Here is a 23658-nt window from a genome sequence, read left to right as displayed (position 1 = left end):
GGCGCCGCGTCCGTCGCGGCGCCGGTTTTCCCCCACCTGCGCGCGCCGCCTGTTTGCGCGGTCGCGCCGACGAACTGCAAATGCCTCTCGCCGCGGCGAGGGGTCACAGGAGAAGCTGCATGGCGGTCATTGAGGTCAAGGTCCCGGATATCGGCGACTACAGCGACGTTCCGGTCATCGAGGTGCTGGTCGCCGTCGGCGACACGGTGAAGAAGGATCAGGGCCTGGTGACGCTGGAGTCGGACAAGGCCACGCTGGAAGTGCCGTCCGCGGCCGCCGGCGTGATCAAGGAACTGAAGGTCAAGCTCGGCGACACCCTGTCCGAGGGTGCGGTGATCGCGCTGCTGGAGACCGCCGATGGCGCCGCCGCAGGCGCGCCCGCCGCGGCCCCGGCCGAGGTGCCCGCCAGCAAGCCGCCGGTGGCGCCGTCGCACCGCGCCCCGGCCGAGCCGCCGGCGCCCAAGCCGGCGCTGGCCAGCGGCAAGCCCGCCGACATCGAATGCAAGATGGTGGTGCTCGGTGCGGGTCCCGGCGGCTACACCGCCGCGTTCCGCGCCGCCGACCTGGGCCTGGATACGGTGCTGATCGAGCGCTACGCCAGCCTCGGCGGCGTCTGCCTCAACGTCGGCTGCATTCCGTCCAAGGCGCTGCTGCACGCGGCCGCGGTGATCGACGAGGTCGCCCATGCCGGCGACTTCGGCGTGGACTTCGGCAAGCCCAAGATCACCCTGGACAAGCTGCGCGAGTACAAGGAGAAGGTGGTCGGCAAGCTCACCGGCGGCCTGGCCAGCATGGCCAAGCAGCGCAAGGTGCGCACCGTCACCGGTGTGGCGTCGTTCGTGTCGCCGAACGAGTTGGAAATCGTCGGTGCCGACGGCAAGACCCAGCTGCTGCGCTTCGAGCACTGCATCGTCGCCGCCGGGTCGCAGGCGGTGAAGCTGCCGAACTTCCCGTGGGACGACAAGCGGGTGATGGACTCCACCGACGCGCTGGAACTGCAGGAGATCCCCAAGACCCTGCTGGTGGTCGGCGGCGGCATCATCGGCCTGGAAATGGCCACCGTGTACAGCGCGCTGGGCAGCAAGGTCACCGTGGTCGAGTTCATGGACCAGTTGATGCCGGGCGCCGACAAGGACCTGGTCAAGCCGCTGGCCGACCGCTTGAAGAAGCAGGGCGTGGAGGTCCATCTCAAGACCAAGGCGGCCGAGGTCAAGGCCGACAAGAAGGGCATCACCGTGACCTTCGAGGCCGCCACCGCGGGCGAGACCCCGGCGCTGGCCGCCACCACCTACGACCGCGTGCTGGTCGCGGTGGGCCGCGCGCCCAACGGCAAGAAGATCGGCGCCGACAAGGCCGGCATCAACGTCACCGAGCGCGGCTTCATTCCGGTCGACCGGCAGATGCGCACCAACGTGCCGCATATCTTCGCCATCGGCGACATCGTCGGTAACCCGATGCTGGCGCACAAGGCCACCCACGAGGGCAAGCTGGCCGCGGAAGTGGCTGCCGGCGAGAAGAAGGAGTGGGTGGCGCGAGTGATCCCGTCGGTGGCCTACACCAACCCGGAGATCGCCTGGGTCGGCGTCACCGAAACCGAGGCCAAGGCCAAGGGGCTGAAGGTCGGCGTGGCCAAGTTCCCGTGGGCGGCCAGTGGCCGCGCCATCGGCATCGGCCGCACCGAGGGCTTCACCAAGCTGATCTTCGACGAGGAGACGCACCGCATCATCGGCGGCGCGATCGTCGGCGTGCACGCCGGCGACCTGCTGGCCGAGATCGGCCTGGCGATCGAGATGGGTGCCGAGGCCGAGGACATCGGCCACACCATCCACGCGCATCCGACCCTGAGCGAGTCGGTGGGCATGAGCGCCGAGGTCTACGACGGCACCATCACCGATCTCTACATCCCCAAGAAGAAGTGATGTCCTGAGCGACCGCGCCGCCGCGCGCGGTGCGGTCGCGGCCATGGTGGACCGACGCAGGGGGAGGTCGAGGTGGGGCAGGGCACGCTATGTCCGGAACTGCAGGCGCTGCTGCAGCGCGAACTCGCCGGCGGCAACCGCATCGCCGAGCCGCCGCGGCGGACCGACTGGCCGCATCCCGGCTCGGTCTTCGTGTCGCTGAAGCGCGACTTGCGCAGCGACGTGGCGTCGCTGCCGGCGTCGGTGCAGCATGCGATCTGCACCGACCCGCACTACGGCTGGCACGACGAGTGCTACTGCACGACGCACCGGCACCTGCTGGTGGCCGGTGCGACCAAGCCGCCCTGAGTCCGCTGCGTCGGCAACATGGCACGCCAGCAGAAACGCAAAAGGCCCGCACATGGCGGGCCTTTCGCTTGTAACGCGCGTGGATCGTCGATCAGAACGCGAAGGTCACGCCCGCGACCGGGCCCTTGAACTCCTGCTTCAGGCCGACGCTGGCGTTGTCGCGCTTGCGGTCCACGTCCAGCTTGAACCAGTCGTAGCCGGCGAAGATGCCGAAGTTGCGGGTGAAGCGGTACTCGACGATGGCGTTGGCGCGGCTCAGGTCGCCGTCGTAGTCGCCGAAATCGCCCCACTTGGTGTTGAGGTACTGGCCCTGGATGTTGAACAGCCAGTGCTCGCTCGGGTGTGCGGTGAAGCGCAGGCCGACCACCGGCGCGGCGCCGTCTTCGCTCTCGTCCAGGAAGGTGCCGGTGTAGACCGGACCCAGGTCGGCGTAGGCATTGGACTCCACCTTGGCCCACTCGGCACCGATCTGCAGGCCCATGCTGAACTGCGGGTTGTCGATCACCGAGTAGTCGTACACTAGGCTCGCAACCTGGTACTTCAGTTCGCCCTTGACGAAGCTGCCCGACGGCACGGTCACGCCGCCCAGGCTGACGTCCTCGCCCAGTTCCTCGCGGCGGTCCTTGTCGAACTTGAAGTAGTCGAAGATCAGGCGCTGGCGGGTGCTGAGGCGGAACACGCCGTCCACGCGCGGCTCCCATTCCTTGCCGCCGAAGTTGAAGTCCTGCGAGCCGGAAATGGCATTGCCGTTGATCACGGCATTGCCGCGCAGGGTGTTCTCGTTGTCGACGTTCATCGCGCCCACACGCAGGGTGAAACGGTCATCGCCGTCTTCGGCGTGGGCGGGCAGGGCATAAGCGGCGGCGAGCGCGCACGGCAGCGCCAGGGCAAGCAGGTGTTTCATGGGGGACAAGCTCCGTCGTCTTGGGATTTTTTGGATAGGGCGTCGATGGCAATGCCAGCGCGTGGCGTCACTATCCTTAAATCTGCGTCCACCATTCGTGAAAGTATGGTGGCCCGACCCGGCACACGCGTCCCAGAACGCGCAACAAAAGAGCCCCGGCAAGGACCGGGGCTCGGCGGGTCTGCGCTGTGGGCCGACGAGGATGGGCGCAGTCCCTGTCCGATCAGACAGGGCAGTGGACAGAAAGTTCCCCCGCAAAGACGTGCTGCGACGCCGCATTCGGTGCCGGTGGCGGACGGCCGCCGTGCTATCGTCTACGAGCGGACGGGCCTGCGGACGCCGTCAGGACCCTTGGCGGTTGTCTCGCAAATTGTCCCATTGCTATAATTCCGCGGCTCGACGGACGCGAAGACGTCCTCAATCCACCACCAATTGCAGGATTTTCTGTGCTGAACTCCGTTGATGCGGGTCGGCGGCTGATGCTGCGCGCAGCGATTTACCCGCTGGTGGCGGTGGCCGTGGTGTCCCTGCTGTTCCTGCTGCTGGGACCGAAGTACGCGATGGGCGCCGCCGCAACCGGGCTGGCGACCGTGGCAGGGGGATGGCTGGCCGCACGCACCGCGCTCAATGGCGGCGTGCAGGCGGCAGGCTCGGCGCTGGCGCGGTTGATCGTGGCCATGGTGCTGAAGTGGGTGTTGGTGTTCGCGGTGCTGGCGCTGGGCTTTGCCTGGTGGCGGTTGCCTCCTCTGGCCCTGTTGGCGGGTATCGCCGTCGGGCTGATGTTCCAGGTTCTGGCTCTGGCCAGGCGTTGATCGAATCAAGAAAAGGCTCAGGACTCATGGCGGGCGAGGCAGAAACCCCTACCTCCTACATCCAGCACCATCTGCACAACCTCACCTTCCAGGTGCAGGAAGGCGGGTTCTGGCAATTGCACGTCGACACGCTGGTGATGTCGCTGCTGATGGGCCTGCTGATGGTGTTCGGCTTCTGGCTGGCCACGCGCAAGGCCACCGCCGGCGTGCCCGGCAAGTGGCAGGCGTTCGTGGAAATCATGCTGGAGTTCGTCGACCGCCAGGCCAAGGACACCTACCACGGCACCAGCAAGCTGGTGACCCCGATCGCGATCACCCTGTTCTTCTGGATCCTGTTGATGAACCTCATCAAGATGATCCCGGCGGACTTCCTCGCGATCCCGCTGAGCTGGGCCGGCGTGCACTACTGGAAGCCGGTGCCCACCGCCGACGTCAATGCCACCCTCGGCATGTCGATCAGCGTGTTCTTCCTGATGCTGTTCTTCTCGCTGCGCTCCAAGGGCGTGGGCGGGATGACCAAGGAATTCCTCACCGCGCCGTTCGGCAAGTGGATGCTGCCGTTCAACCTGATCCTCAATATCGTCGAATGGCTGAGCAAGCCGGTGTCGCTGGCGATGCGACTGTTCGGCAACATGTTCGGCGGCGAGATCGTGTTCCTGCTGATCTGGGTGCTGGGCGGTGCCGGCATCCTCGGTGCGCTGGCCGGCGGCGCGTTCGGCTTCGGCTGGATGCTGTTCCACCTGCTGGTGATTCCGCTGCAGGCGTTCATTTTCATGATGCTGTCCATCGTGTACCTGAGCCTGGCGGAAGACAGCCACTGACGTTTCTGTTTCACGCGTTCTAAGCAACCCTTCGTTCGATTCACCATCCTCAAGCAACTTTGTTCCTGGAGAAAACCATGTACTTCGCCGTCCTGACCAACCTCGCCCAAGTCCAGAGCTCCACCGTCCTCGCCGTCGGCATCATGATCGGCCTGGCCGCGCTGGGCGCCGGCCTCGGTCTGGCCATCATGGCCGGCAAGTTCCTGGAATCGGCCGCGCGCCAGCCGGAACTGATCCCGGTGCTGCAGGTCCGCATGTTCATCACCGCCGGCCTGATCGACGCCGCGTTCATCATCAGCGTCGCGGTCGGCCTGCTGTTCGCGTTCGCCAACCCGATGATCGGCGAGTTCGTCGCGCGTCTGCCGCAGGGCGGTTGATCCCGTCGTACCGGCGTGCGGTCGCCGCAGGCGGCCGCCGCTACGGATGAAGGTTCGGACGCGTCGCCGTGCTGGCGGCGCGTCCACCCCGTCACCATTGGCTGAGCGTACCCCATGAATATCGGTCTCACCCTCTTTGCCCAGGCGCTGGCGTTCGCCGGTCTGATCTGGATCGTCGCGACCAAGATCTGGCCGCCGCTGATGCAGGCCATCGAAGAGCGCCAACAGAAGATCGCCGAAGGCCTGGCCGCTGCCGATCGCAGCCAGAAGGATCTGGCGCAGGCGCAGGAAAAGGTCAACGAAGCGTTGAAGGACGCCCGCATCAAGGCCAACGAGATCATCGACCAAGCGCATGCGCGCGCCAACCAGATCGTCGAGGCGGCCAAGCACGAGGCGATCGTCGAAGCCAACCGGCAGAAGGAACTGGCCCAGGCCGAGATCGACGCCGCGGCCAACCGCGCGCGTGAGGACCTGCGTCGCCAGGTGTCGCTGCTGGCGGTGAGCGGCGCCGAGAAGCTGCTCAAGCGCGAAATCGACGCCAACGCCCACAAGGCGCTGCTCGACGAGCTGGCGGCGGAGATCTGAGATGAGCCAGGCCCTCACACTGGCGCGCCCCTACGCTCGCGCCGCGTTCGCCGCGGCCAGCGACGCCGGCAAGCTCGCGCCCTGGTCGCAGGCGCTGGCGTTCTCCGCCCAGGTCGCGGCCGACCCGCGCGTGGCCGCGTTGCTGCACAACCCGCTGCTGCAGCGGGAGCAGGCAGTGTCGCTGCTGGCGCCGGAAGCGGCCGACGAGCAGTACCAGCGCTTCCTGAGCCTGCTGGCCGAAGGCCAGCGGCTGCCGCTGCTGCCGGAGATCGCCGGTCTGTACGACCAGCTGCGGGCCGAGGCCGAGCGCGTGGTGCAGGCCAACGTGACCTCCGCGACGGCGCTGAGCGATGCCGAGGTGGCCTCGCTGAAGGTGGCGCTGAAGCAGCGCTTCGGCCGCGAGGTCGAGATCACCACGGCGGTGGACGCTTCGCTGATCGGCGGCGCGGTGATCGACGCCGGCGACGTGGTCATCGACGGTTCGTTGAAAGGCAAGCTCTCGCGTCTGCAGTCCGCACTGGCCCACTAAGAAACGGGAATGGCGAATAGAGAGGAGAGAACCCGGCCCGGCGGCGACGCCACCCGCGATTCCCGATTCCCCATTCCCGATTCTCAAAGAAGCTAACCACACGTCGCCATCCGCCCTTGCGCGATGGACGATCCGAAGGAAACCAAGATGGCAACCACGCTCAACCCCTCCGAAATCAGCGAACTGATCAAGAACCGCATCGAGCAGGTCAAGCTGGCCGCGGAGTCGCGCAACGAAGGTACGGTCACCAGCGTGTCCGACGGCATCGTGCGCATCTTCGGCCTGGCCGACGTGATGCAGGGCGAAATGATCGAACTGCCGAACGACACCTACGCCCTGGCGCTGAACCTGGAGCGCGACTCGGTCGGCGCCGTGGTGCTCGGCGACTACGAGAACCTGCGCGAAGGCGACGTGGCCAAGACCACCGGCCGCATCCTCGAAGTGCCGGTCGGCAAGGAACTGCTGGGCCGCGTGGTCAACGCGCTGGGCGAGCCGATCGACGGCAAGGGCCCGCTGGGCACCAGCCAGACCGCGCCGGTGGAGCGCGTGGCGCCGGGCGTGATCTGGCGCAAGTCGGTCGACCAGCCGGTGCAGACCGGCTACAAGTCGGTCGACGCGATGATCCCGATCGGCCGCGGCCAGCGCGAGCTGGTCATCGGCGACCGCCAGACCGGTAAGACCGCGCTGGCCATCGACGCGGTGATCAACCAGAAGAACACCGGCATCAAGTGCGTGTACGTGGCGATCGGGCAGAAGGCCTCGACCGTCGCCAACATCGTGCGCAAGCTGGAAGAGAACGGCGCGCTGGCGCACACCATCGTGGTCGCCGCGACCGCCTCCGAATCGGCGGCGATGCAGTACATCAGCGCCTACGCCGGCTGCACCATGGGCGAGTACTTCATGGACCGCGGCGAAGACGCGCTGATCGTGTACGACGATCTGTCCAAGCAGGCCGTGGCCTACCGCCAGATCTCGCTGCTGCTGAAGCGCCCGCCGGGCCGCGAAGCCTACCCGGGCGACGTGTTCTACCTGCACAGCCGCCTGCTGGAGCGCGCTGCGCGCGTGTCCGAGGAGTACGTGGAGCAGTTCACCAAGGGCGAGGTCAAGGGCAAGACCGGTTCGCTGACCGCGCTGCCGATCATCGAGACCCAGGCCGGCGACGTCTCCGCGTTCGTGCCGACCAACGTGATCTCGATCACCGACGGCCAGATCTTCCTGGAAACCGACCTGTTCAACGCCGGCATCCGCCCGGCGGTGAACGCCGGTATCTCGGTGTCGCGCGTCGGCGGCGCCGCGCAGACCAAGATCATCAAGAAGCTCTCCGGCGGCATCCGCATCTCGCTGGCGCAGTACCGCGAGCTGGCGGCGTTCGCGCAGTTCGCCTCGGACCTGGACGAAGCCACCCGCAAGCAGCTCGAGCGCGGTCAGCGCGTCACCGAGCTGATGAAGCAGAAGCAGTACATGCCGATGTCCATCGCCAACCAGGCGCTGTCGATCTATGCGGTCAACGAGGGCTACCTCGACGACGTGCCGGTCAACAAGCTGCTGGCGTTCGAAGAGGGCCTGCACGCCCACTTCGCCAACACCCAGGGCGAGCTGATCGCCAAGGTCAACGACACCGGTGACTGGAACGGCGACATCGAGGCCGCGTTCAAGAAGGGCATCGGCGAGTTCAAGACCACGGGTAGCTGGTAAATCAGTTGCAGGGAATCGGGAATAGAGAATAGGGAATCGTAGGAGCGGGATCCGGGCTTGCCCATTTCCGATTCTCCATTCCCCATTCCCACGAAGCGAGCAAAGCGAGCGAGAGCATGGCAGGCGGACGCGAAATCAAATCCAAGATCAAGAGCGTGCAGAACACCCGCAAGGTGACGCGCGCGCTCGAGATGGTCTCGGCCTCCAAGATCCGCAAGGCGCAGGATCGGATGAAGACCTCGCGTCCGTACGCGCAGGCGATGAAGCAGGTGATCGGGCATCTGGCGCAGGCCAGCACCGACTACACCCATCCGTTCCTGGTGCAGCGCGAGTCGGTCAAGCGCGTCGGCTACATCGTGATCTCCTCCGATCGCGGCCTGGCCGGTGGCCTGAACAACAACCTGTTCCGCAAGATGCTGGGCGAAGTGCGCCAGTGGCAGGACCAGGGCGCGGGCGTGGACGTGGTCACCATCGGCCAGAAGGCCTCGGTGTTCTTCCGCCGGCTCAAGGTGGACATGGTCGGCAGCGTCAGCCACCTGGGCGACCAGCCGCGCGTGGAGCAGTTGATCGGCGTGATCAAGGTGATGCTGGATGCGTTCACCGAAGGCAAGCTGGACCGCGTGTACCTGGTCTACAACCGCTTCGTCAACACGATGACGCAGAAGGCCAGCTTCGACCAGCTGCTGCCGCTGCCGGCGGCCGAGGGCCAGGTCGCGCACCACGACTGGGACTACCTGTACGAACCCGATGCCGCGAGCGTGCTCGAGCACGTGATGACGCGCTACATCGAGTCGCTGGTGTACCAGGCGGTACTGGAGAATGTGGCCTCCGAGCATGCGGCGCGCATGGTTGCGATGAAGGCGGCCAGCGACAACGCCAGCAAGCTGATCAGCACCTTGCAGTTGGTCTACAACAAGGCGCGCCAGGCCGCGATCACCCAGGAAATTTCCGAAATCGTCGGCGGCGCGGCCGCTGTGTAGCCGGGAATAGGGAATGGAGAAACGGGAATGGTCGCAACATCGCTCGATCTTCCCATTCCCGATTCCCCGTTCCCCATTCCCGACACCAGTTTCGAACAGACATTAGTGGAGTTATCCAAATGAGTCAGGGCAAGATCGTTCAGATCATCGGCGCGGTCGTCGACGTCGAATTCGCGCGTGCCGATGTGCCGAAGGTGTACGACGCACTGAAGGTCGACGGCACCGCCATCACGCTGGAAGTGCAGCAGCAGTTGGGCGACGGCGTCGTGCGCACGATCGCCCTCGGCTCCACCGACGGCCTCAAGCGCAACCTGGTCGCCACCAACACCGGCCGTGCGATCTCGGTGCCGGTCGGCGCCGGCACGCTGGGCCGCATCATGGACGTGCTGGGCCGCCCGATCGACGAGGCCGGCGACGTGCAGGCCACCGACCATTGGGAAATCCACCGCGCGGCGCCGACCTACGAAGACCAGTCCTCGGCCACCGAGCTGCTGGAGACCGGCATCAAGGTCATCGACCTGATGTGCCCGTTCGCCAAGGGCGGCAAGGTCGGCCTGTTCGGCGGCGCTGGCGTCGGCAAGACCGTCAACATGATGGAACTGATCAACAACATCGCCAAGGCGCACTCGGGTCTGTCCGTGTTCGCCGGCGTGGGCGAGCGTACCCGCGAGGGCAACGACTTCTACCACGAGATGAAGGACTCCAACGTCCTGGACAAGGTGGCGATGGTGTACGGCCAGATGAACGAGCCGCCGGGCAACCGCCTGCGCGTCGCGCTGACCGGCCTGACCATGGCCGAGTACTTCCGCGACGAGAAGGACGCCTCGGGCAAGGGCAAGGACGTGCTGCTGTTCGTCGACAACATCTACCGCTACACCCTGGCCGGCACCGAAGTATCGGCGCTGCTGGGCCGCATGCCGTCGGCGGTGGGCTACCAGCCGACCCTGGCCGAGGAAATGGGCGTGCTGCAGGAGCGCATCACCTCGACCAAGTCCGGCTCGATCACCTCGATCCAGGCCGTGTACGTGCCCGCGGACGACCTGACCGACCCGTCGCCGGCGACCACCTTCGCCCACCTCGACGCCACCGTCGTGCTGTCGCGTAACATCGCCTCGCTGGGTATCTACCCGGCGGTGGACCCGCTCGACTCGACCAGCCGCCAGCTGGACCCGAACGTGATCGGCCACGAGCACTACGACACCGCCCGCCGCGTGCAGTCCACCTTGCAGAAGTACAAGGAACTGAAGGACATCATCGCGATCCTGGGCATGGACGAACTGTCCGAAGAGGACAAGCAGGCCGTGTCGCGCGCGCGCAAGATCGAGCGCTTCTTCAGCCAGCCGTTCCACGTGGCCGAAGTGTTCACCGGCTCGCCGGGCAAGTACGTGTCGCTGAAGGACACCATCCGCGGCTTCAAGGCCATCGTCGACGGTGAATACGACCACCTGCCGGAGCAGGCCTTCTACATGGTCGGCGGCATCGAGGAAGCGGTCGAGAAGGCCAAGAAGATGGCCGAGAAGGCCTGATCTGGACGCCGGCCGCATGCGGCCGGCATCCGGGAATGGGGAATCGGGAATAGAGAATCGTCAAGGCGGGACACGCGGCATCCGAGGCATCGCGCAAATGGTCAGTGGCAATCTGCTTCTCACCATTCCCGATTCCCGAATCCCGAATCCCGCCTCACCCAGTGAGGCACCATGAGCACCATCCGTTGCGACATCGTCAGCGCCGAGCATGAGATCTACCACGGCGACGCCACCCTGGTGGTCGCGACCGGCGAACTGGGCGAGCTGGGCATCGCGCCCAAGCACGCGCCGCTGATCACCCGGCTCAAGCCCGGCAAGGTGGTGGTGACCACCCCGAGCGGCGAGCAGCTGGATTTCGCCATTTCCGGCGGCATCCTCGAGGTGCAGCCGCAGGTGGTGACGATCCTGGCCGATACCGCGATCCGCGCGCAGGACATCGACGAGGCGTCGGTGCGCAAGGCCAAGGAAGAAGCCGAGCGCCTGCTCGCCAACCGCGGCGAAGGCATGGACGTGGCCGAGGCGCAGGCCAAGCTGGCCGAAGTCACCGCGCAGTTGCAGGCGCTGGAGCGCCTGCGCAAGAACCTCAAGCACTGACACGGCGCGCGCCGGTAGACCAGGGGGCAGCTGTGGGCAAGGCGATCGCCTATCTCGTTATCGTCCTGGTCGGCGTGCTGCTGCTGCGCAGCACCGGGCTGTTCGATGGCATGTTCAGTCGCGGCAATCTGCAGGAGCGTGACGACTTCTGGCAGAAGACCGCCAGTGCAGAAGCCCCGGTCGGAACCGCAAAGACGGCGGTGGAGGCGCTCGCGTCGCGCCATGGTGTCGTGCTCGAGTGTTTCAGTTCCTCGCTCACCCCGCCCGTCACCGAATGCAATGGCGTCGATCCGACCGCCAAGGGCGGCACGGCTGGCCATCCGGTGACGCTGCAACTGAACTTCACGTTCCACGGCGACACATTGGCTGCGTTCGAGACGAGCCGGCGGGTCCTTCAGTAGGCCAAGCCTATCCGCTTTGCCCCGGCCGGCACCGATGGCGTGCAGGCGGCCTGCTGCAGGTCACGCAGGCAGTGGCACGCGCAAGAGCGATTGTTCGACAAGTGCGGCGGACGCATCGGCGTTTGCGGGCGTCGTCGCGTTCCATGCAGCCGCTCAGCCATGGTGCCGTGCCGCGCTGACTGCTTTCGCCCGGGAGTTCGACGGCTCGCCCTTGTTCTGCGACCTGTCGGCCAAGCGTTTTATGGACACGCTGCGCTTATGCGCATTCTTTGACGCTCGTCGCGCCGCCGCCGCGCACTGCGACGCAGCGCACGGCGCTGGCTTGCTGGTCGCTGACTCGGCAGTGCCGCCAATGCGACAAGACGCGAGTGTGGTCATCGTCCGGTCCGTGGACTGCGGCAAGATGGCGGCCCGATCTGCGGTCCATCCCCCATCCGCAGACGGTTACCGGAGAATCGAGATGAGCCTGTCCGCTTCCGTTCCTCGTCCCTGCGTCCATGCGCTGACCGCCATGCTGGCCGGTGCCATGTTGATGGGATGCGCCTTGCCCGCGCGCAGCGCCACCCCGCTGGAGCCGCTGCTGGACCGCATCGTCGAGCGCAATGCGATCGGCGACCAGGTCGCGCTGAGCAAGTGGGACAGCGGCAAGCCGGTGCTGGATGCCACGCGCGAGGCCGCGGTGCTGGCCAGCGTGCGCGAGCAGGCGCCGGCCCACGGCGTGGATCCGGACGATGCGGCGCGCTTCTTCGGCATGCAGATCGAATCCAACAAGCTGGTGCAGTACGAACTGCTGTCGCGGTGGCACCTGCGCGGCCGCGCGCCCAACAGCCCGCGCCCGGACCTGACCGCGCTGCGTGCGCGCCTGGATCAGTTGCAGGGCGAGATGCTGGATGCGCTGCAGGCCAGTGCCGCGGTGCGCCAGGCGCCAGACTGCCCGGCCACGACCGCGCGCGCGGCCGAGGCCTATGCGCTGCGCTGGCAGCTGGACCAACTGCACCGCACCGCACTGGTGCGCAGCCTGGGCGATTTCTGCCACTGAGTCGCGGAGAGCCTGGCCGGCGACGTCTGGCCTGCGTCGGAGCGGCGGAGTTGCTTTGGCTCTCCGCGCTCCTGATGTGGGTCTGTCGTCCGCGCTCCACGCGTCGCGACTGAAGTCGCTCCCACAGGGATGCTCCTGGCATCCGCTGGGCCTGTGTGGGAGGGGCTTCAGCCCCGACAGCCATCGACGCTGATCATTGCCCGGTCTTGGTTCTTCTCGGCTGAAGGCAGCTCCCGTAGCGATAGAAGGCACGCTCGTAGGAGCGGCTTCAGCCGCGACATGCTCTACCTGTAACGCCCTGTCGCGGCTGAAGCCGCTCCTACGGTGCACCAATGGTTATTGGCGGAAAAGGTGGAGGGAGGCGCCCTGAAGCCGCTCCCATGGGAGCATTGCTGTGTGTGGTTGGTCTTCTGCGAGAGGAGTGTTCAGTCCAGAAGCTTTCGACGTCGGCCTTTGCCCGTTCTTTGCTCGTCGCGCCTGAAGTCGCTCCCACACGGATGCTTCTGACATCCGCTGGGCCTATCGTGGGAGGGGCTTCCGCCCCGAAGTCGTCCGCGAGGAGCGCGTCGATCGGAGACCTCTTTCCGCCTGCCGCGCTCGCCAGCGCTAGCGGTAGACCAGCTGCCGGCCCAGGAAGAACGACACCACCGCCAGCATGCCTTCGACCAGCGGTTTGGCCAGCCAGGCCAGGCGCAGGCCCAGCGCGTGGGCGCACAACGCCACCAGCCAGGTGCTGAGCGCGGTGAGCACGAGCCACATGGCCATGAAGCGGCCGAAGCGGCGCCAGCCCAGGCGCGCATCGTCGCCGTTGGCGAAGGTGATGCGGCCGTTGAGCCAGAACCCGAGCAGGGCGCCGCAGACGCGGCCCAGCACGTTGCCCGGCACGGCGGGCATGCCGGCCGCGGTGGCGGCGACGAACACGCTCCAGTCGACCAGCAATTGCAGCAGGCCGATCAGCAGGAACTGGCTGCCCTGGCGCAGGAGACCCATGAACATCCGCAGGAGAAGACGATCGCGCATGCTAGCGCTTGCCGCGCCGATGTACAGCCCGCCGTGCGTGCGGCGGTCGTGACGGCAAGCGCGGCCGGCACGCTCTAGAATTCGTCGTCCACCCGCAACGGAACCGCCCCATGAGCCTGCCCCTGCACGTCGTGATCCTCGCCGCCGGCGCGGGCAAGCGGATGAAGTCGGTCAAGCCCAAGGTGCTGCAGCCGATCGCCGGCCGGCCGATGCTGGCGCATGTGATCGAGACCGCGCGCCACCTGCAGCCCGATGCGATCCACATCGTCCATGGCCACGGCGGCGAGGCGGTGCTGGCGGCCTTCGCCGACCAGCCGGACCTGCTGTGGGCCGAGCAGGCGCAACAGCTGGGCACCGGCCATGCGGTGCAGCAGGCGATGGCGGCCGTGCCCGACGCGGCCACGGTGCTGGTGCTGTACGGCGACGTGCCGCTGATCCGCGCCGACACCCTGATCCGCCTGCTGCATGCGCCGGGGCGCTTGGCGGTGCTGGTCGCCGAGCCGGAGGATCCCACCGGCTACGGCCGCATCGTGCGCGATGCCGCCGGCAAGGTCGCGGCGATCGTCGAGCAGAAGGACGCCGACGACGAGCAGCGGCGCATCCGCACCATCAACACCGGCATCGTCACCGCCGAGTCCACCGCGCTGAAGCGTTGGTTGGCGCAGCTGCGCAACGACAATGCGCAGGGCGAGTACTACCTGACCGACGTGTTCGCCGCCGCCGCCGCCGAGTTCACGCCGGCGGAGATGGTGCTGGTGGCCGATCCGATCGAGGCCGAGGGCGCAAACGATCCCTGGCAACTGGTGCAACTGGAACGCGCCTGGCAACTGCGGGCGGCGCGTGCGCTGTGCGAACAGGGCGTGCAACTGATCGACCCGAACCGCCTGGACCAGCGCGGCCGGGTGCGCGCCGGCCACGACGTGTGCATCGACGCCAACGTGATCCTGGAAGGCGAGGTGGAACTGGGCGACGGCGTCAGTATCGGCCCGTTCGTGCGCCTGAAGGACGTGGTGCTGGGACCGGGGACGGAGGTGCGCGCGCATTGCGACCTGGAAGGCGTGGTGACCGAGGGCGCGGTGCAGATCGGGCCATTCGCGCGGCTGCGCCCGGGCACGGTGCTGGCCGACGGCGTGCACATCGGCAACTTCGTCGAGACCAAGAAGGCGGTGCTCGGCGTCGGCAGCAAGGCCAATCACCTGACCTACCTGGGCGATGCCACGATCGGCAGCGGCGTCAACATCGGCGCCGGCGTCATCACCTGCAACTACGACGGCGTGAACAAGTCGCAGACGTCGATCGGCGATGGCGTGTTCGTCGGCTCCAACAGCGCGCTGGTGGCGCCGCTGGAGATCGGGGAGGGCGCGACCATCGGCGCCGGCTCGGTGATCACCCGCAGCGCGCCGGCCGGCAAGCTGAGCGTGGCGCGGGTCCGCCAGGAAACGGTCGAGGGCTGGAAGCGCCCGGGCAAACGCGACTGAGGCATGGCCGGACGCATTCGGTTGGCGCGCGAGCAGGAGCTGGCGCGGTTGCTGGAGATCGAGCGGCGCGCCGGCGCCCTGTTGCAGGGCCATGCGGCACAGGCCGTGTTCGCGGCACACACGCTGGATGCGCAGGCGTTGCGCGCCGGGCTTGCACGCGGGCAGCTGTGGGTGGCGCTGGACGAAGACGGTCGTTGCGCCGGTTATCTGCTCGGCGGGCGGCTGGACGACGGCTTCCATGTGCAGCAGATGGATGTGGACCCCGTTGCAGGCCGCCGTGGCCTTGGTCGTGCGCTGCTGCGGCATGCGCGCGCGGCCGCGATGGAGGCCGGCTTCCCGTGCATGCTGCTCACGACCTTGCGCGATGTGCCGTGGAATGCCCTGTTCTACGCCAGCGAAGGCTTCGCCGAGCTGCCGCCTGGGCAATGGGGGCCGCAGTTGCTCGCCACCTGGCAACAGGAAGCCGCGCTCGGCTTCCCGATGCACCTGCGAGTGGCGATGCGTTGTCCGTTGTCGTCGCCCTGAGCTTCGCGCCGGCTCGCCGCTTCTCAGCTCGCCGCAACCGCTGCATTCCTAGGGAGCCGGGTCTTCCATCCCCAATCCCCAATCCCCAATCCCCAATCCCGGCCCCAAAAAATCAGCCGCGCTCCCCCTGCGGCAGTTGCACGGTCACGCACAATCCGCCTTCGTCGCGGTTGTGCAGCGACAGGCGGCCGCCGTGGGCCTCGACGATCTCGCGGGTCAGGGCAAGGCCCAGGCCGGTGCCGTTGCGCTTGGTCGAATAGAACGGCATCAGGGCGTTGTGCAGCACTGCTTCGTTCATGCCGCTGCCGCGGTCCAGCACTTCCAGGCGCAGCCAGTCCGGGCGGGTGGACACGCGCACCCGCACGCCATCGGCCGGTGTCTGCCCCTCGGGCAGGGATTCGTGCGCGTTCTTGACCAGGTTGAGCAGGGCCTGCTGCAGTTGTGCCGGATCGACGCGGCTGTGCAGGTCCGGCGCCTCCAGTTCCAGCGCGAACGGGATGTGCTGCTGCAGCCCGGCCAGGAACTGCGCCCAGTGCACGGTCTGCAGCTGCGGCTGCGGCAGCTTGGCGAAGCGCGCGTAGCCGCGGATGAAGCCTTCCAGGTGCCGCGCGCGTTCCTCGATGGTGCCGAACACCTCTTCCAGCCGTTCCACCTTCTGCCGCCGCACCAGCTCGGCACCGGAGTGCGCCAGCGAGGCGATCGGCGCCAGCGAGTTGTTGAGCTCGTGGCTGATCACCCGGATCACCTTCTTCCAGGTATGCACTTCCTGGCGACGCAACTCGGCGGTGAGCAGGCGGATCAGCAGCAGCTCGTGCGGGCGGCCGTTGAGATGGAAGCGGCGCTGCGACAGGTGGTAGATCTGCTCCTCGTCCGGATCCTCGTCGCCGCCCTCGATGGCGAACAGGCTGTCGCCGCCGCGCGAGATCGCTTCGCGCAGCGGCGCCGGCACGCCCAGCAGCAGGTCGTCCAGGCGCTGTCCTTCCAGCTTCCAGCCGCTGTGCAGCAGCTTGCGCGCGGCCAGGTTGGAGAACACCACGCGGCGCAGGCCGTCGCCGCCCTTGGAGGTGAGCAGCATCGCCACCGGGGTGTTCTGCACCATGGTGTCGAGCATCAGTTCGCGCTGCGCCAGGCCCTGGCGCTGCTCGCGCAGGATCTCGCCCAACTGTGCATGCGCGGCGACCATCTCGCCGAGTTCGTCGTCGCCGCGCCAGTGCACGCCGAAGTTGTATTCGCCGTCGCGGTAGCTGCTGACGGTGCCGGCCAGGGCGCGGAACAGCGAGCGCATCGGCGCGGTGGCGCGGCGCAGGGTCCACCACATCAACAGCAGCAGGGCCAGCGCCGAGGCCGTCACCACTTCCCAGCCGCGGTCCATCCAGTAGGCCAGCAACCACGGCAAGGCGGCGGCCAGCGCCAGCACCGGCAGCAGGCGCAGGAACAGCATGACGGTGAAGGAGCGGCGCAGTTTCATTCGCGCGGGATGCCGTAGCGGTCCATGCGCCGGTACAGCGCCTGCCGGCTCATGCCCAGTTCGGCGGCGGCCTGGGCGATGACGCCGTGCGCACGGCCCAGTTCCGCCACGATGCGCTCGCGGTCGGGTTCGGCGGCTGCGGTCACGCGCGGCGTGGCCGGTTTCGGCAGGTTGAGGTCGGCGGCCTCGATCTGTGTGCCGCCGGCCAGCAGTTCGGCGCGCTGCACCACGTTGCGCAGTTCGCGCACGTTGCCGGGCCAGGCGTGGCGCTGCAGCGCCTGGCAGGCGCCGGCCGACAGCGGCTTGTCGCCGGACAGGAAGTGCTCGGCCAGCGGCACGATGTCGCCAGGGCGCTCGGCCAGCGCCGGCAGCGACAGTTCCACCGCGTTGAGCCGGTAGTACAGGTCCTCGCGGAACGTGCCCTCGCGGATCATCGCGGTCAGGTCGGCATTGGTGGCGCTGATCACCCGCACCTTGACCTGCCGCTCGCGGTTGGAGCCCAGGCGCTCGAAGCGGCCGGTTTCCAGCACCCGCAGCAGCTTCATCTGCCCGGCCAGCGACAGGTTGCCGATCTCGTCCAGGAACAGGGTGCCGCCGTCGGCGGCCTCGAACTTGCCCTCGCGCACCTTGTTGGCGCCGGTGTAGGCGCCGGCCTCGGCGCCGAACAGCTCGGCCTCGATCAGTTCGGCCGGGATCGCGCCGCAGTTCAGCGCCACGAACGGGCCGCGCCGCACCGAGGAGTTGGCCTGGATGATCTGCGCGATCTTCTCCTTGCCGCTGCCGTTGGGGCCGGTGATCAGCACCGGCAGCTCCGAGCGCGCGACCTGGCAGGCCAGGGCGATCGCGCGCTCGCTGGCGGGGTCGGCGAACACCGCGCCGCACAGGTCGTAGCGCTGCGCCAGTTGCTGGCGGTGGCGGCGCTCGCCGTCGCGGCGGCGCTCCAGTTCGCGGCGGGTCTCGGACAGTTCCAGCAGGTTGTTGACCGTGGTCAGCAGCTTGCGGTCGTCCCAGGGCTTGGCCAGGTAGTCGGCGGCGCCGGCCTTGACCAGTTCCACCGCGCTGCTGAGCTGGGTCCAGGCGGTCAGCAGGATCACCGGCAGGTCCGGGTGGCGCGCGCGGATCGCATCGAACAGGGCCACGCCTTCCTCGCCGGAAGTGGTGTCGGCGGTGAAGTTCATGTCCTGCAGCACCAGGTCGATGTCGCCCTCGCTCAGGCGTTGCAGGCCGGCCTGCGGGCTGTCGGCGTAGACGGTATCGATGTCGTGCAGGGAGAACAGCACTTCCAGCGCGGTGGCGACTGCGGGGTTGTCGTCGATGATCAGCAGGCAGGGCATCGTGCACCTTGGGCGCGGGCGGGCGCGCTGGCGAAGAAAAACGGACCAGGCGGCATCATCGCAGTCCGCGCGCGGCTTGTCGTGCCTGCGTGCATCGGCGCCTCAGACACTGCGCGTGGCCACCGCCGGCGGCACCGCGGCGGCGCGGCGGGCGGGCGCCAGGATCGCCAGCTGGCCGAGCAGCAAGAGCGTTGCAGCGACGGTCGGCAGGTAGCCCAGCGGCAGGCGTGGCAGATCGTAGCGCTGCAACAGCGCTTGATTGAGCAGCACCGCCAGCACCATGCCCGCGGCGCTGCCGGCGCTCACGATCAGCAGGTTTTCGGTCTGGAAATGGCGCAGGATGTCGCGACGGGTGGCGCCGATGGCGCGGCGGATGCCGATCTGGCGCGTGCGTTGCTGCACCCAGAAACTGGCCAGTCCGCCGATGCCCAGGGCGGTCACGAACAACAGGCCGGTGGTCGCCGCGAGCAGTAACCCGATCATGGTGGCATCGCGCTGGAAATAGCGCTGCCGCAGCTGGGAATAGCTGCGGCGCGCTTCGGCCGGAATCAGCCGCAGCGGTCCTGCCTGTGTCAGCGCGCCGGCCGCTGCGGCCAGGATCCGTTCGCGGTCCTGCGGCGCGCTGCGCAACAGGTATTGCGCCTGGTTGCCCGCGGGCAGCTGCGGCGACAGCGCGGCCAGATGGTCGACCGCTGCGCCGCGCAGCGTCGTGCGCAGCAGATCGTCGACGACACCGACGACGATGGCGCCGTGGACTCCGCCATACAGCGTTTTGCCGACCGCAGGTTGACCTGGCCACAGTTGCCGCGCCAGCGCGCGGGTGACGATCACGGCGCTCGGTGTGGCGGTGGAATATTCGTCGGCACGGAAGTCGCGGCCAGCGACCAGGTGTGCGCCCATGGCCTGCACGAAACCGGGCGAGCCGGAGTAATACGTGGCCTGGATGCACCCTGTATTGTCCATCGACTGCTGCGCCATCGCGCGGTCCAGCGTCTGCCGGTCGGGGCAACCGCCATAGTCGTTGGCGCCGCCGGACAGCGGCAGGCTGAAGCCGATCGCGGCGGCCGCGGTGACACCGGGAATGCTGCGCAACGCCCGCAGGTCGGATTGTTGCTGGGCCGGCGCGTTGCCATCGCTCTGGACGCCGCGCACCGAGATCAGCGAAAGTTCTTCCTCGGGCAAGCCGCTGGAGACCCGCAGACGTTCGATGCGCCCACCGATCAGGAACACGGCGTTGGCGACGAAGGCGCAGGTCAGCGCGACCTGCAGCGCCAGCAGCGCGGCGGTCAGGCGGTGATGCTGCAGGCTGGAGAGGATGGGACGGATTGGCAGATTCATGTCAGGTCCTTGATCTGCAGGGCGGGGTCGATCCGGCTGGCCCGCCAGGCGGGCAGCAGGCCCGCCAGCAGTGCGGCGATCACCGCCAGTGCCACGGTGGCGAGCAGCATTTGCAGGTCCATCCGCGCCAACCTGGCGTAGTCGTCCGGGCGCTGCCGCACGCTCCACAGACCCAGTTCGGCGATGGCGATGCCCACTGCGCCACCGAGCAGACCGATCAGCGCGGCCTCGCTGCCGAACTGCAGGAACACGCGGCCGCGGCGGGCACCGAGCGCGCGCCGCACGCCGATCTCGCCGCCGCGGCGCAGGAATTTCGCCAGCAGCAAGGCGATCACGTTGACCAGGCAGATCCACAGGAAACCCAGCGCCAGCAGCGTCTGCAGGCGCACATCGTCGGGCACCATCCGCAGGTGGCGCAGCCAGTCCATCAACGCGTACAGGCGCGCCCGCTCCGGCGGCCGCTGGAAGCGGCCGCTGGTGTGCTGTGTCGCGGCGTAGTCGTAGAGCAGGCGCTGGTAGGCGGCGACCTGCTGCGGCGTGTCCAGGCGCACCCAGAACTGCAGCCAGCTGGTCGACGGATCCTTGCGTCGCGCCGCGTCGTCGCCGTTGAAGCTGTTCCAACTGCTGATGTTGCTGTTGACGTCCAGTGCCAGTTCCATCGCGGTCGACAGGGGCAGGAAGAAATCGTCGTGCTGGCCGAAACTGCCCTTGCTGCCAGGGTCGGCGTAGAACAGCGGTTGCGGATCCCATTGGCCGGTCACGCCGATCACCTGGAAGCCGATGCGCTTTTCCCCCAGCGCCACCCGCTGGCCGATCGGATCGTGCGCGCCGAACAGGGTGTTGGCCAGGGTGCGGCTCAGCACGATGACGCGGGCGTGGCTTTGGTCGTCCGCCGCGCTCCAGCCGTGGCCGCGCTGCAAGGGGATGCCGAACAGGGCGAAGAACCCGGCGCTGGTGTAGCGGCCGCTCAGGTCGAGCGGCGCTTGCGCCGCGCGCGGCGGCCACAGCAAGACCTGCCCGCCGGTCATCGCCGCCTGCGGCGTGGCGGGTGCGGCGCGTAGCAGCGCCATGGCGTCGGGCCATGTGAGGTTGTCGGCCGGATCGCCCCACTCGTGGTTTTCTGGATAGCTGGACGGCAACGGATCCAGATGCGGGGTGTAGAGCGCATCGCTCTTGCCCGGCAGCGGATCGCGCGACATCACGTGCAGCACCGTCAGCATGGTCATGCTCGCGCCGATGCCCAGGCCGATCGCCAGCACCATCAACGCAGTGGCGACCGGCGTGCGCAGCAGGCTGCGCCAGGCCAGCGGCAGGTAATAGTTCAGCATCCCGCGTCTCCTCGCTCGATGGGTGGCCGCGCTCGCTCAGACACTGCGCGTGGCCACCGCCGGCGGCACCGCGGCGGCGCGGCGCGCGGGCGGCAGCACCGCGAGCTGGCCGAGCAGCCACAGCACCACCGCGCCGACCGGCAGGTACCACAACGGCAGCCGCGGCAACTCGTAGGCGCTCATCAGGTACAGGTTGGCGGCGTAGGCCAGCAGCATGCCGAGCACGATGCCGGTACTGGCGAGCAGAAAGTTCTCCAGCTGGAAATGCCGCAGGATCTGCGTGCAGGTGGCGCCGAGCGCACGGCGGATGCCGATCTGCTTGGTGCGCTGCTGCACCCAGAAACTGGTCAGGCCGACGATGCCCAGCGCGGTGACCAGCAGCAGCGCCGCGCTCACGCCCACCAGCAGCCAGGCCATCGCCTGGTCGTTGCGGTAATAGTCCGAGCGCGCCTGCTCCAGGGTCTTGGCGCTCCTGACCATGCGCCGTGGGCCCTGCTGCTGCAGCACCGCCTTGGCCTGCCGCAGCACCGCCTCGCGTTGCGCCGGGTCGCGCACGCGCAGCAGGTAGGTGCTCCTGGAGGAGGCCACGTTCACCGGGAACAGCATGGCGAAGTCGTACTGGGACTCGGCGCCCATGTCGCGCGGCTGCACCAGGCGCTCGACCACGCCAACCACGCGATGTTCGCCGAACACATAGAGGTTGCGGCCGACCGCGTCCCGGCCGGGGAACAGGCGCTGCGCCAGCGCCTGGCTGAGGATCACCGCCGGCGGCGCGCGCTTGTCGACGGTGCTGGTCAACTGCGCTTCGTCGACGAACTCGTCGGGGCGGAAACCGCGTCCGGCGATCAGGCGCAGCCCCAATGTGTCGAGTAGATGCGCATCGCCGAAGTAGTGCACGGCATGCAGGGTGCTGCGCTCCTGGTCCGGCTGCAGCGACACGCCGCTGTAGCCGATCGAATCGCCGAACAGCGCCATGTTGATGCTGCTGGCATCGCGCACGCCGGGAATGCGTCGCAGCGCGTCCAGATCGGACTGGGTCAATGCGGCGCTGTTGCCGTCCTTGACCACGCTGCGGGTGCGCAGTTGCACCAGCTCCTGCTCGGCGACGCCGCTGGGCCGGTGCATGCGCTCGAGCCGTTGGTCGATCAGGAACAGCGCATTGCAGACCACAGCGCAGCTGAAGGCGATTTCCAGCACGATCAGGCTGGCCGCGACGCGGTGCTTGCGCAGGCTGGAGAGAATGGGATGAAGAGACACGGCGGGAGTCCTGGCTGAGAGGGGCGCACGCGGCGCGTCATTGCGACTTGAGTTGCAGGGCGGTGGGCACGCGCATCGCCTGCCAGGCCGGCAGCAGGCCGGCCAGCAGGCTGCTGCCCAGGCTCAGGCCAAGCGCGAGCAGCAGCATGCGGCCATCCAGGTGCGCCAGCGACGCGTACTCGGCCGGCTGCTGCCGCACTAGCCAGGTGCCGATCCAGGCCAGCAGCAGGCCGGCGCTGCCGCCGGCCACGCCGATCGCCGCCACCTCGACCAGGTGCTGGGCGAAGATCGCCCGGCGCGAGGCGCCCAGCGCGCGGCGCACGCCGATTTCGCCGCTGTGGCGCAGGAACTTGGCCAGCATCAGGCCGGCGGTGTTGAGCAGGCAGATGCCCAGGAACGCCAGCGCCAGCCACACCTGCAGACGCACGTCGGAGGGCACCGCGTGGTTGCGGTCCAACCAGGTCATCACGTCGCTGAGGCGGATGTCCGGCGGATGGCTGAAGCGGCCAGCATCGCGCTGCTGTTGCGCATACGCTTGCAGCGCGTCCAGGTAGGCGACGCGTTTGCCGGGGCTGTCCAGTTCCACCCAGTACTGGATCCAGGCGCACGGCGCGTTTTCGCTGGTCTTGCCATCGGCCGTGTCGCCCCAGCAGGACATCGAGCCGCTGACGTCCAGGTCCAGGTCGCGTGCGGTGGAGAACGGCACGAAGACGTCCTCGCTGTTGCCGTACTCGGTATTGGTCAGGTCGTAGAAGCGCGGATTCATGTTCCAGTCGTCCATCACCCCGACCACCCGCAGCGCGCTATCGCCGAGCTGCAGTTCGCGGCCGACGCTGTCCACGTCGCCGAACAGTTGCGCGTTGAGGCGTTGCGAGATGACCACCACGCGCGCGCGCCGGGCATCGTCGTCCGCGGTCCAGGCGTGGCCGTAGCGCATCGGCACCGCGAACATGGGGAAGAAATCGGCACTGGTGTAGCGCGCTTCGGCGCCGAACGGGGTCTGCGCCGCTTGCGCAGGGATCACGGTCACGCCGCCGGCCGACATCATCGCCTGGCGGTCGCCGCGCCGGTCGCGCAGCAACGTCTCGGCATCGCGCCGGCTCAGTTGCTGCGGATCGGTGTCGTTCGGATCGTAGTGGTCGTCCGGCTGAAGATTGAGTTCGACGTTGAACAGCTGCGCACTTTTGCCGGGAATGGGATCGGCCGCCAGCACGTGGAACACGGTCAGCGTGGTCATCGACGCGCCGATGCCCACCGCCATCGCCAGCACCATCAGGGCGGTGAGCAGGCGATTGCGACGAAAACTGCGCAGCGCCAGTTTGCAATAGTAGCCGAGCATCGTGCGTCCTGAGGAAAAAAGGCCGGCCGAAGCCGGCCAAC

The 23658-nt window shown here is 67.9% G+C and carries 23 protein-coding genes; 15 read left to right on the top strand and 8 right to left on the bottom strand.

The features are described from left to right. Positions 1-119: 119 nt before the first annotated feature. Together lpdA and M3U25_RS11765 are read left to right on the top strand one after the other, a co-directional pair. On the top strand, positions 120-1919 hold the full coding sequence (gene lpdA, locus M3U25_RS11770; RefSeq protein ID WP_152236502.1) for a dihydrolipoyl dehydrogenase: 1800 nt from the start codon (positions 120-122) through the stop codon (positions 1917-1919). A gap of 72 nt (positions 1920-1991) precedes the next feature. Further along, the gene (locus tag M3U25_RS11765) at positions 1992-2267 is read left to right on the top strand and encodes a hypothetical protein (protein WP_355501294.1); all 276 of its coding nucleotides are present in this window, start codon (positions 1992-1994) and stop codon (positions 2265-2267) included. 91 nt (positions 2268-2358) lie between these two features. On the opposite strand, the gene M3U25_RS11760 is transcribed toward M3U25_RS11765, so the two are convergent. Next, complete coding sequence (locus M3U25_RS11760; protein WP_242159671.1) at positions 2359-3171, bottom strand: hypothetical protein; 813 nt, start codon at positions 3169-3171, stop codon at positions 2359-2361. Between the two features lie 446 nt (positions 3172-3617). Here M3U25_RS11760 and M3U25_RS11755 point away from each other — a divergent pair, with 446 nt between their 5' ends. The 11 genes from M3U25_RS11755 (at position 3618) to M3U25_RS11705 (ending at position 12530) form a co-directional block, all read left to right on the top strand. Then, entirely contained in the window at positions 3618-3983 is a 366-nt protein-coding gene (locus M3U25_RS11755; protein WP_026143249.1) for an ATP synthase subunit I, read from the top strand. A 26-nt stretch (positions 3984-4009) separates the two neighbouring features. After that, positions 4010-4804, top strand: a complete 795-nt coding sequence (gene atpB, locus M3U25_RS11750; protein ID WP_242159672.1) for a F0F1 ATP synthase subunit A — start codon at positions 4010-4012, stop codon at positions 4802-4804. A 77-nt stretch (positions 4805-4881) separates the two neighbouring features. Beyond that, entirely contained in the window at positions 4882-5181 is a 300-nt protein-coding gene (atpE, locus tag M3U25_RS11745; protein ID WP_010340497.1) for a F0F1 ATP synthase subunit C, read from the top strand. Positions 5182-5295: 114 nt separating this feature from the next. Beyond that, entirely contained in the window at positions 5296-5766 is a 471-nt protein-coding gene (locus tag M3U25_RS11740) for a F0F1 ATP synthase subunit B (protein WP_017910291.1), read from the top strand. 1 nt (position 5767) lies between these two features. Continuing rightward, entirely contained in the window at positions 5768-6295 is a 528-nt protein-coding gene (locus tag M3U25_RS11735; protein ID WP_017910292.1) for a F0F1 ATP synthase subunit delta, read from the top strand. A gap of 147 nt (positions 6296-6442) precedes the next feature. Beyond that, a complete protein-coding gene (gene atpA / locus M3U25_RS11730) occupies positions 6443-7990 on the top strand; it encodes a F0F1 ATP synthase subunit alpha (protein ID WP_026143773.1) in 1548 nt (515 codons plus the stop codon). Between the two features lie 116 nt (positions 7991-8106). Further along, the gene (atpG, locus tag M3U25_RS11725; protein ID WP_355501302.1) at positions 8107-8970 is read left to right on the top strand and encodes a F0F1 ATP synthase subunit gamma; all 864 of its coding nucleotides are present in this window, start codon (positions 8107-8109) and stop codon (positions 8968-8970) included. Between the two features lie 119 nt (positions 8971-9089). Continuing rightward, complete coding sequence (gene atpD / locus M3U25_RS11720) at positions 9090-10496, top strand: F0F1 ATP synthase subunit beta (RefSeq protein ID WP_017910295.1); 1407 nt, start codon at positions 9090-9092, stop codon at positions 10494-10496. A gap of 171 nt (positions 10497-10667) precedes the next feature. Further along, positions 10668-11090, top strand: a complete 423-nt coding sequence (locus tag M3U25_RS11715; RefSeq protein ID WP_019796279.1) for a F0F1 ATP synthase subunit epsilon — start codon at positions 10668-10670, stop codon at positions 11088-11090. 32 nt (positions 11091-11122) lie between these two features. After that, positions 11123-11491, top strand: a complete 369-nt coding sequence (locus M3U25_RS11710; RefSeq protein WP_242159673.1) for a hypothetical protein — start codon at positions 11123-11125, stop codon at positions 11489-11491. A gap of 460 nt (positions 11492-11951) precedes the next feature. Further along, positions 11952-12530, top strand: a complete 579-nt coding sequence (locus tag M3U25_RS11705; protein WP_242159674.1) for a chorismate mutase — start codon at positions 11952-11954, stop codon at positions 12528-12530. Positions 12531-13136: 606 nt separating this feature from the next. Here the strand turns inward: M3U25_RS11705 and M3U25_RS11700 are convergent. Next, positions 13137-13520: a GtrA family protein gene (locus tag M3U25_RS11700; RefSeq protein WP_242159675.1), complete on the bottom strand. Its 384-nt coding sequence runs from the start codon at positions 13518-13520 to the stop codon at positions 13137-13139. A gap of 140 nt (positions 13521-13660) precedes the next feature. Here M3U25_RS11700 and glmU point away from each other — a divergent pair, with 140 nt between their 5' ends. Continuing rightward, positions 13661-15028 (top strand): bifunctional UDP-N-acetylglucosamine diphosphorylase/glucosamine-1-phosphate N-acetyltransferase GlmU, encoded by a 1368-nt coding sequence (gene glmU / locus M3U25_RS11695; protein ID WP_355501310.1) that lies wholly within the window; start codon positions 13661-13663, stop codon positions 15026-15028. Positions 15029-15031: 3 nt separating this feature from the next. Then, a complete protein-coding gene (locus M3U25_RS11690) occupies positions 15032-15553 on the top strand; it encodes a GNAT family N-acetyltransferase (protein ID WP_355501313.1) in 522 nt (173 codons plus the stop codon). Between the two features lie 112 nt (positions 15554-15665). Here M3U25_RS11690 and M3U25_RS11685 read toward each other — a convergent pair whose 3' ends face one another. The 6 genes from M3U25_RS11685 to M3U25_RS11660 form a co-directional block, all read right to left on the bottom strand. Beyond that, positions 15666-17021 (bottom strand): HAMP domain-containing sensor histidine kinase, encoded by a 1356-nt coding sequence (locus M3U25_RS11685; RefSeq protein WP_019797852.1) that lies wholly within the window; start codon positions 17019-17021, stop codon positions 15666-15668. Next, the gene (locus M3U25_RS11680; protein ID WP_355501318.1) at positions 17018-18355 is read right to left on the bottom strand and encodes a sigma-54 dependent transcriptional regulator; all 1338 of its coding nucleotides are present in this window, start codon (positions 18353-18355) and stop codon (positions 17018-17020) included. The genes M3U25_RS11685 and M3U25_RS11680 overlap by 4 nt, the downstream gene beginning before the upstream one ends. 102 nt (positions 18356-18457) lie before the next feature. Next, positions 18458-19693: an FtsX-like permease family protein gene (locus M3U25_RS11675; protein ID WP_355501321.1), complete on the bottom strand. Its 1236-nt coding sequence runs from the start codon at positions 19691-19693 to the stop codon at positions 18458-18460. Further along, positions 19690-21021: an ABC transporter permease gene (locus M3U25_RS11670; protein WP_355501324.1), complete on the bottom strand. Its 1332-nt coding sequence runs from the start codon at positions 21019-21021 to the stop codon at positions 19690-19692. The genes M3U25_RS11675 and M3U25_RS11670 overlap by 4 nt, the downstream gene beginning before the upstream one ends. A gap of 36 nt (positions 21022-21057) precedes the next feature. Beyond that, positions 21058-22278: an FtsX-like permease family protein gene (locus M3U25_RS11665; RefSeq protein WP_355501327.1), complete on the bottom strand. Its 1221-nt coding sequence runs from the start codon at positions 22276-22278 to the stop codon at positions 21058-21060. Between the two features lie 37 nt (positions 22279-22315). Next, on the bottom strand, positions 22316-23617 hold the full coding sequence (locus M3U25_RS11660) for an ABC transporter permease (protein ID WP_355501329.1): 1302 nt from the start codon (positions 23615-23617) through the stop codon (positions 22316-22318). Positions 23618-23658 lie beyond the last annotated feature (41 nt).

The organism is Xanthomonas sp. PPL134, from assembly GCF_040595915.1.
GTDB lineage: Bacteria > Pseudomonadota > Gammaproteobacteria > Xanthomonadales > Xanthomonadaceae > Xanthomonas_A > Xanthomonas_A indica.
This window is presented reverse-complemented; position numbering and strand designations above follow the sequence as displayed.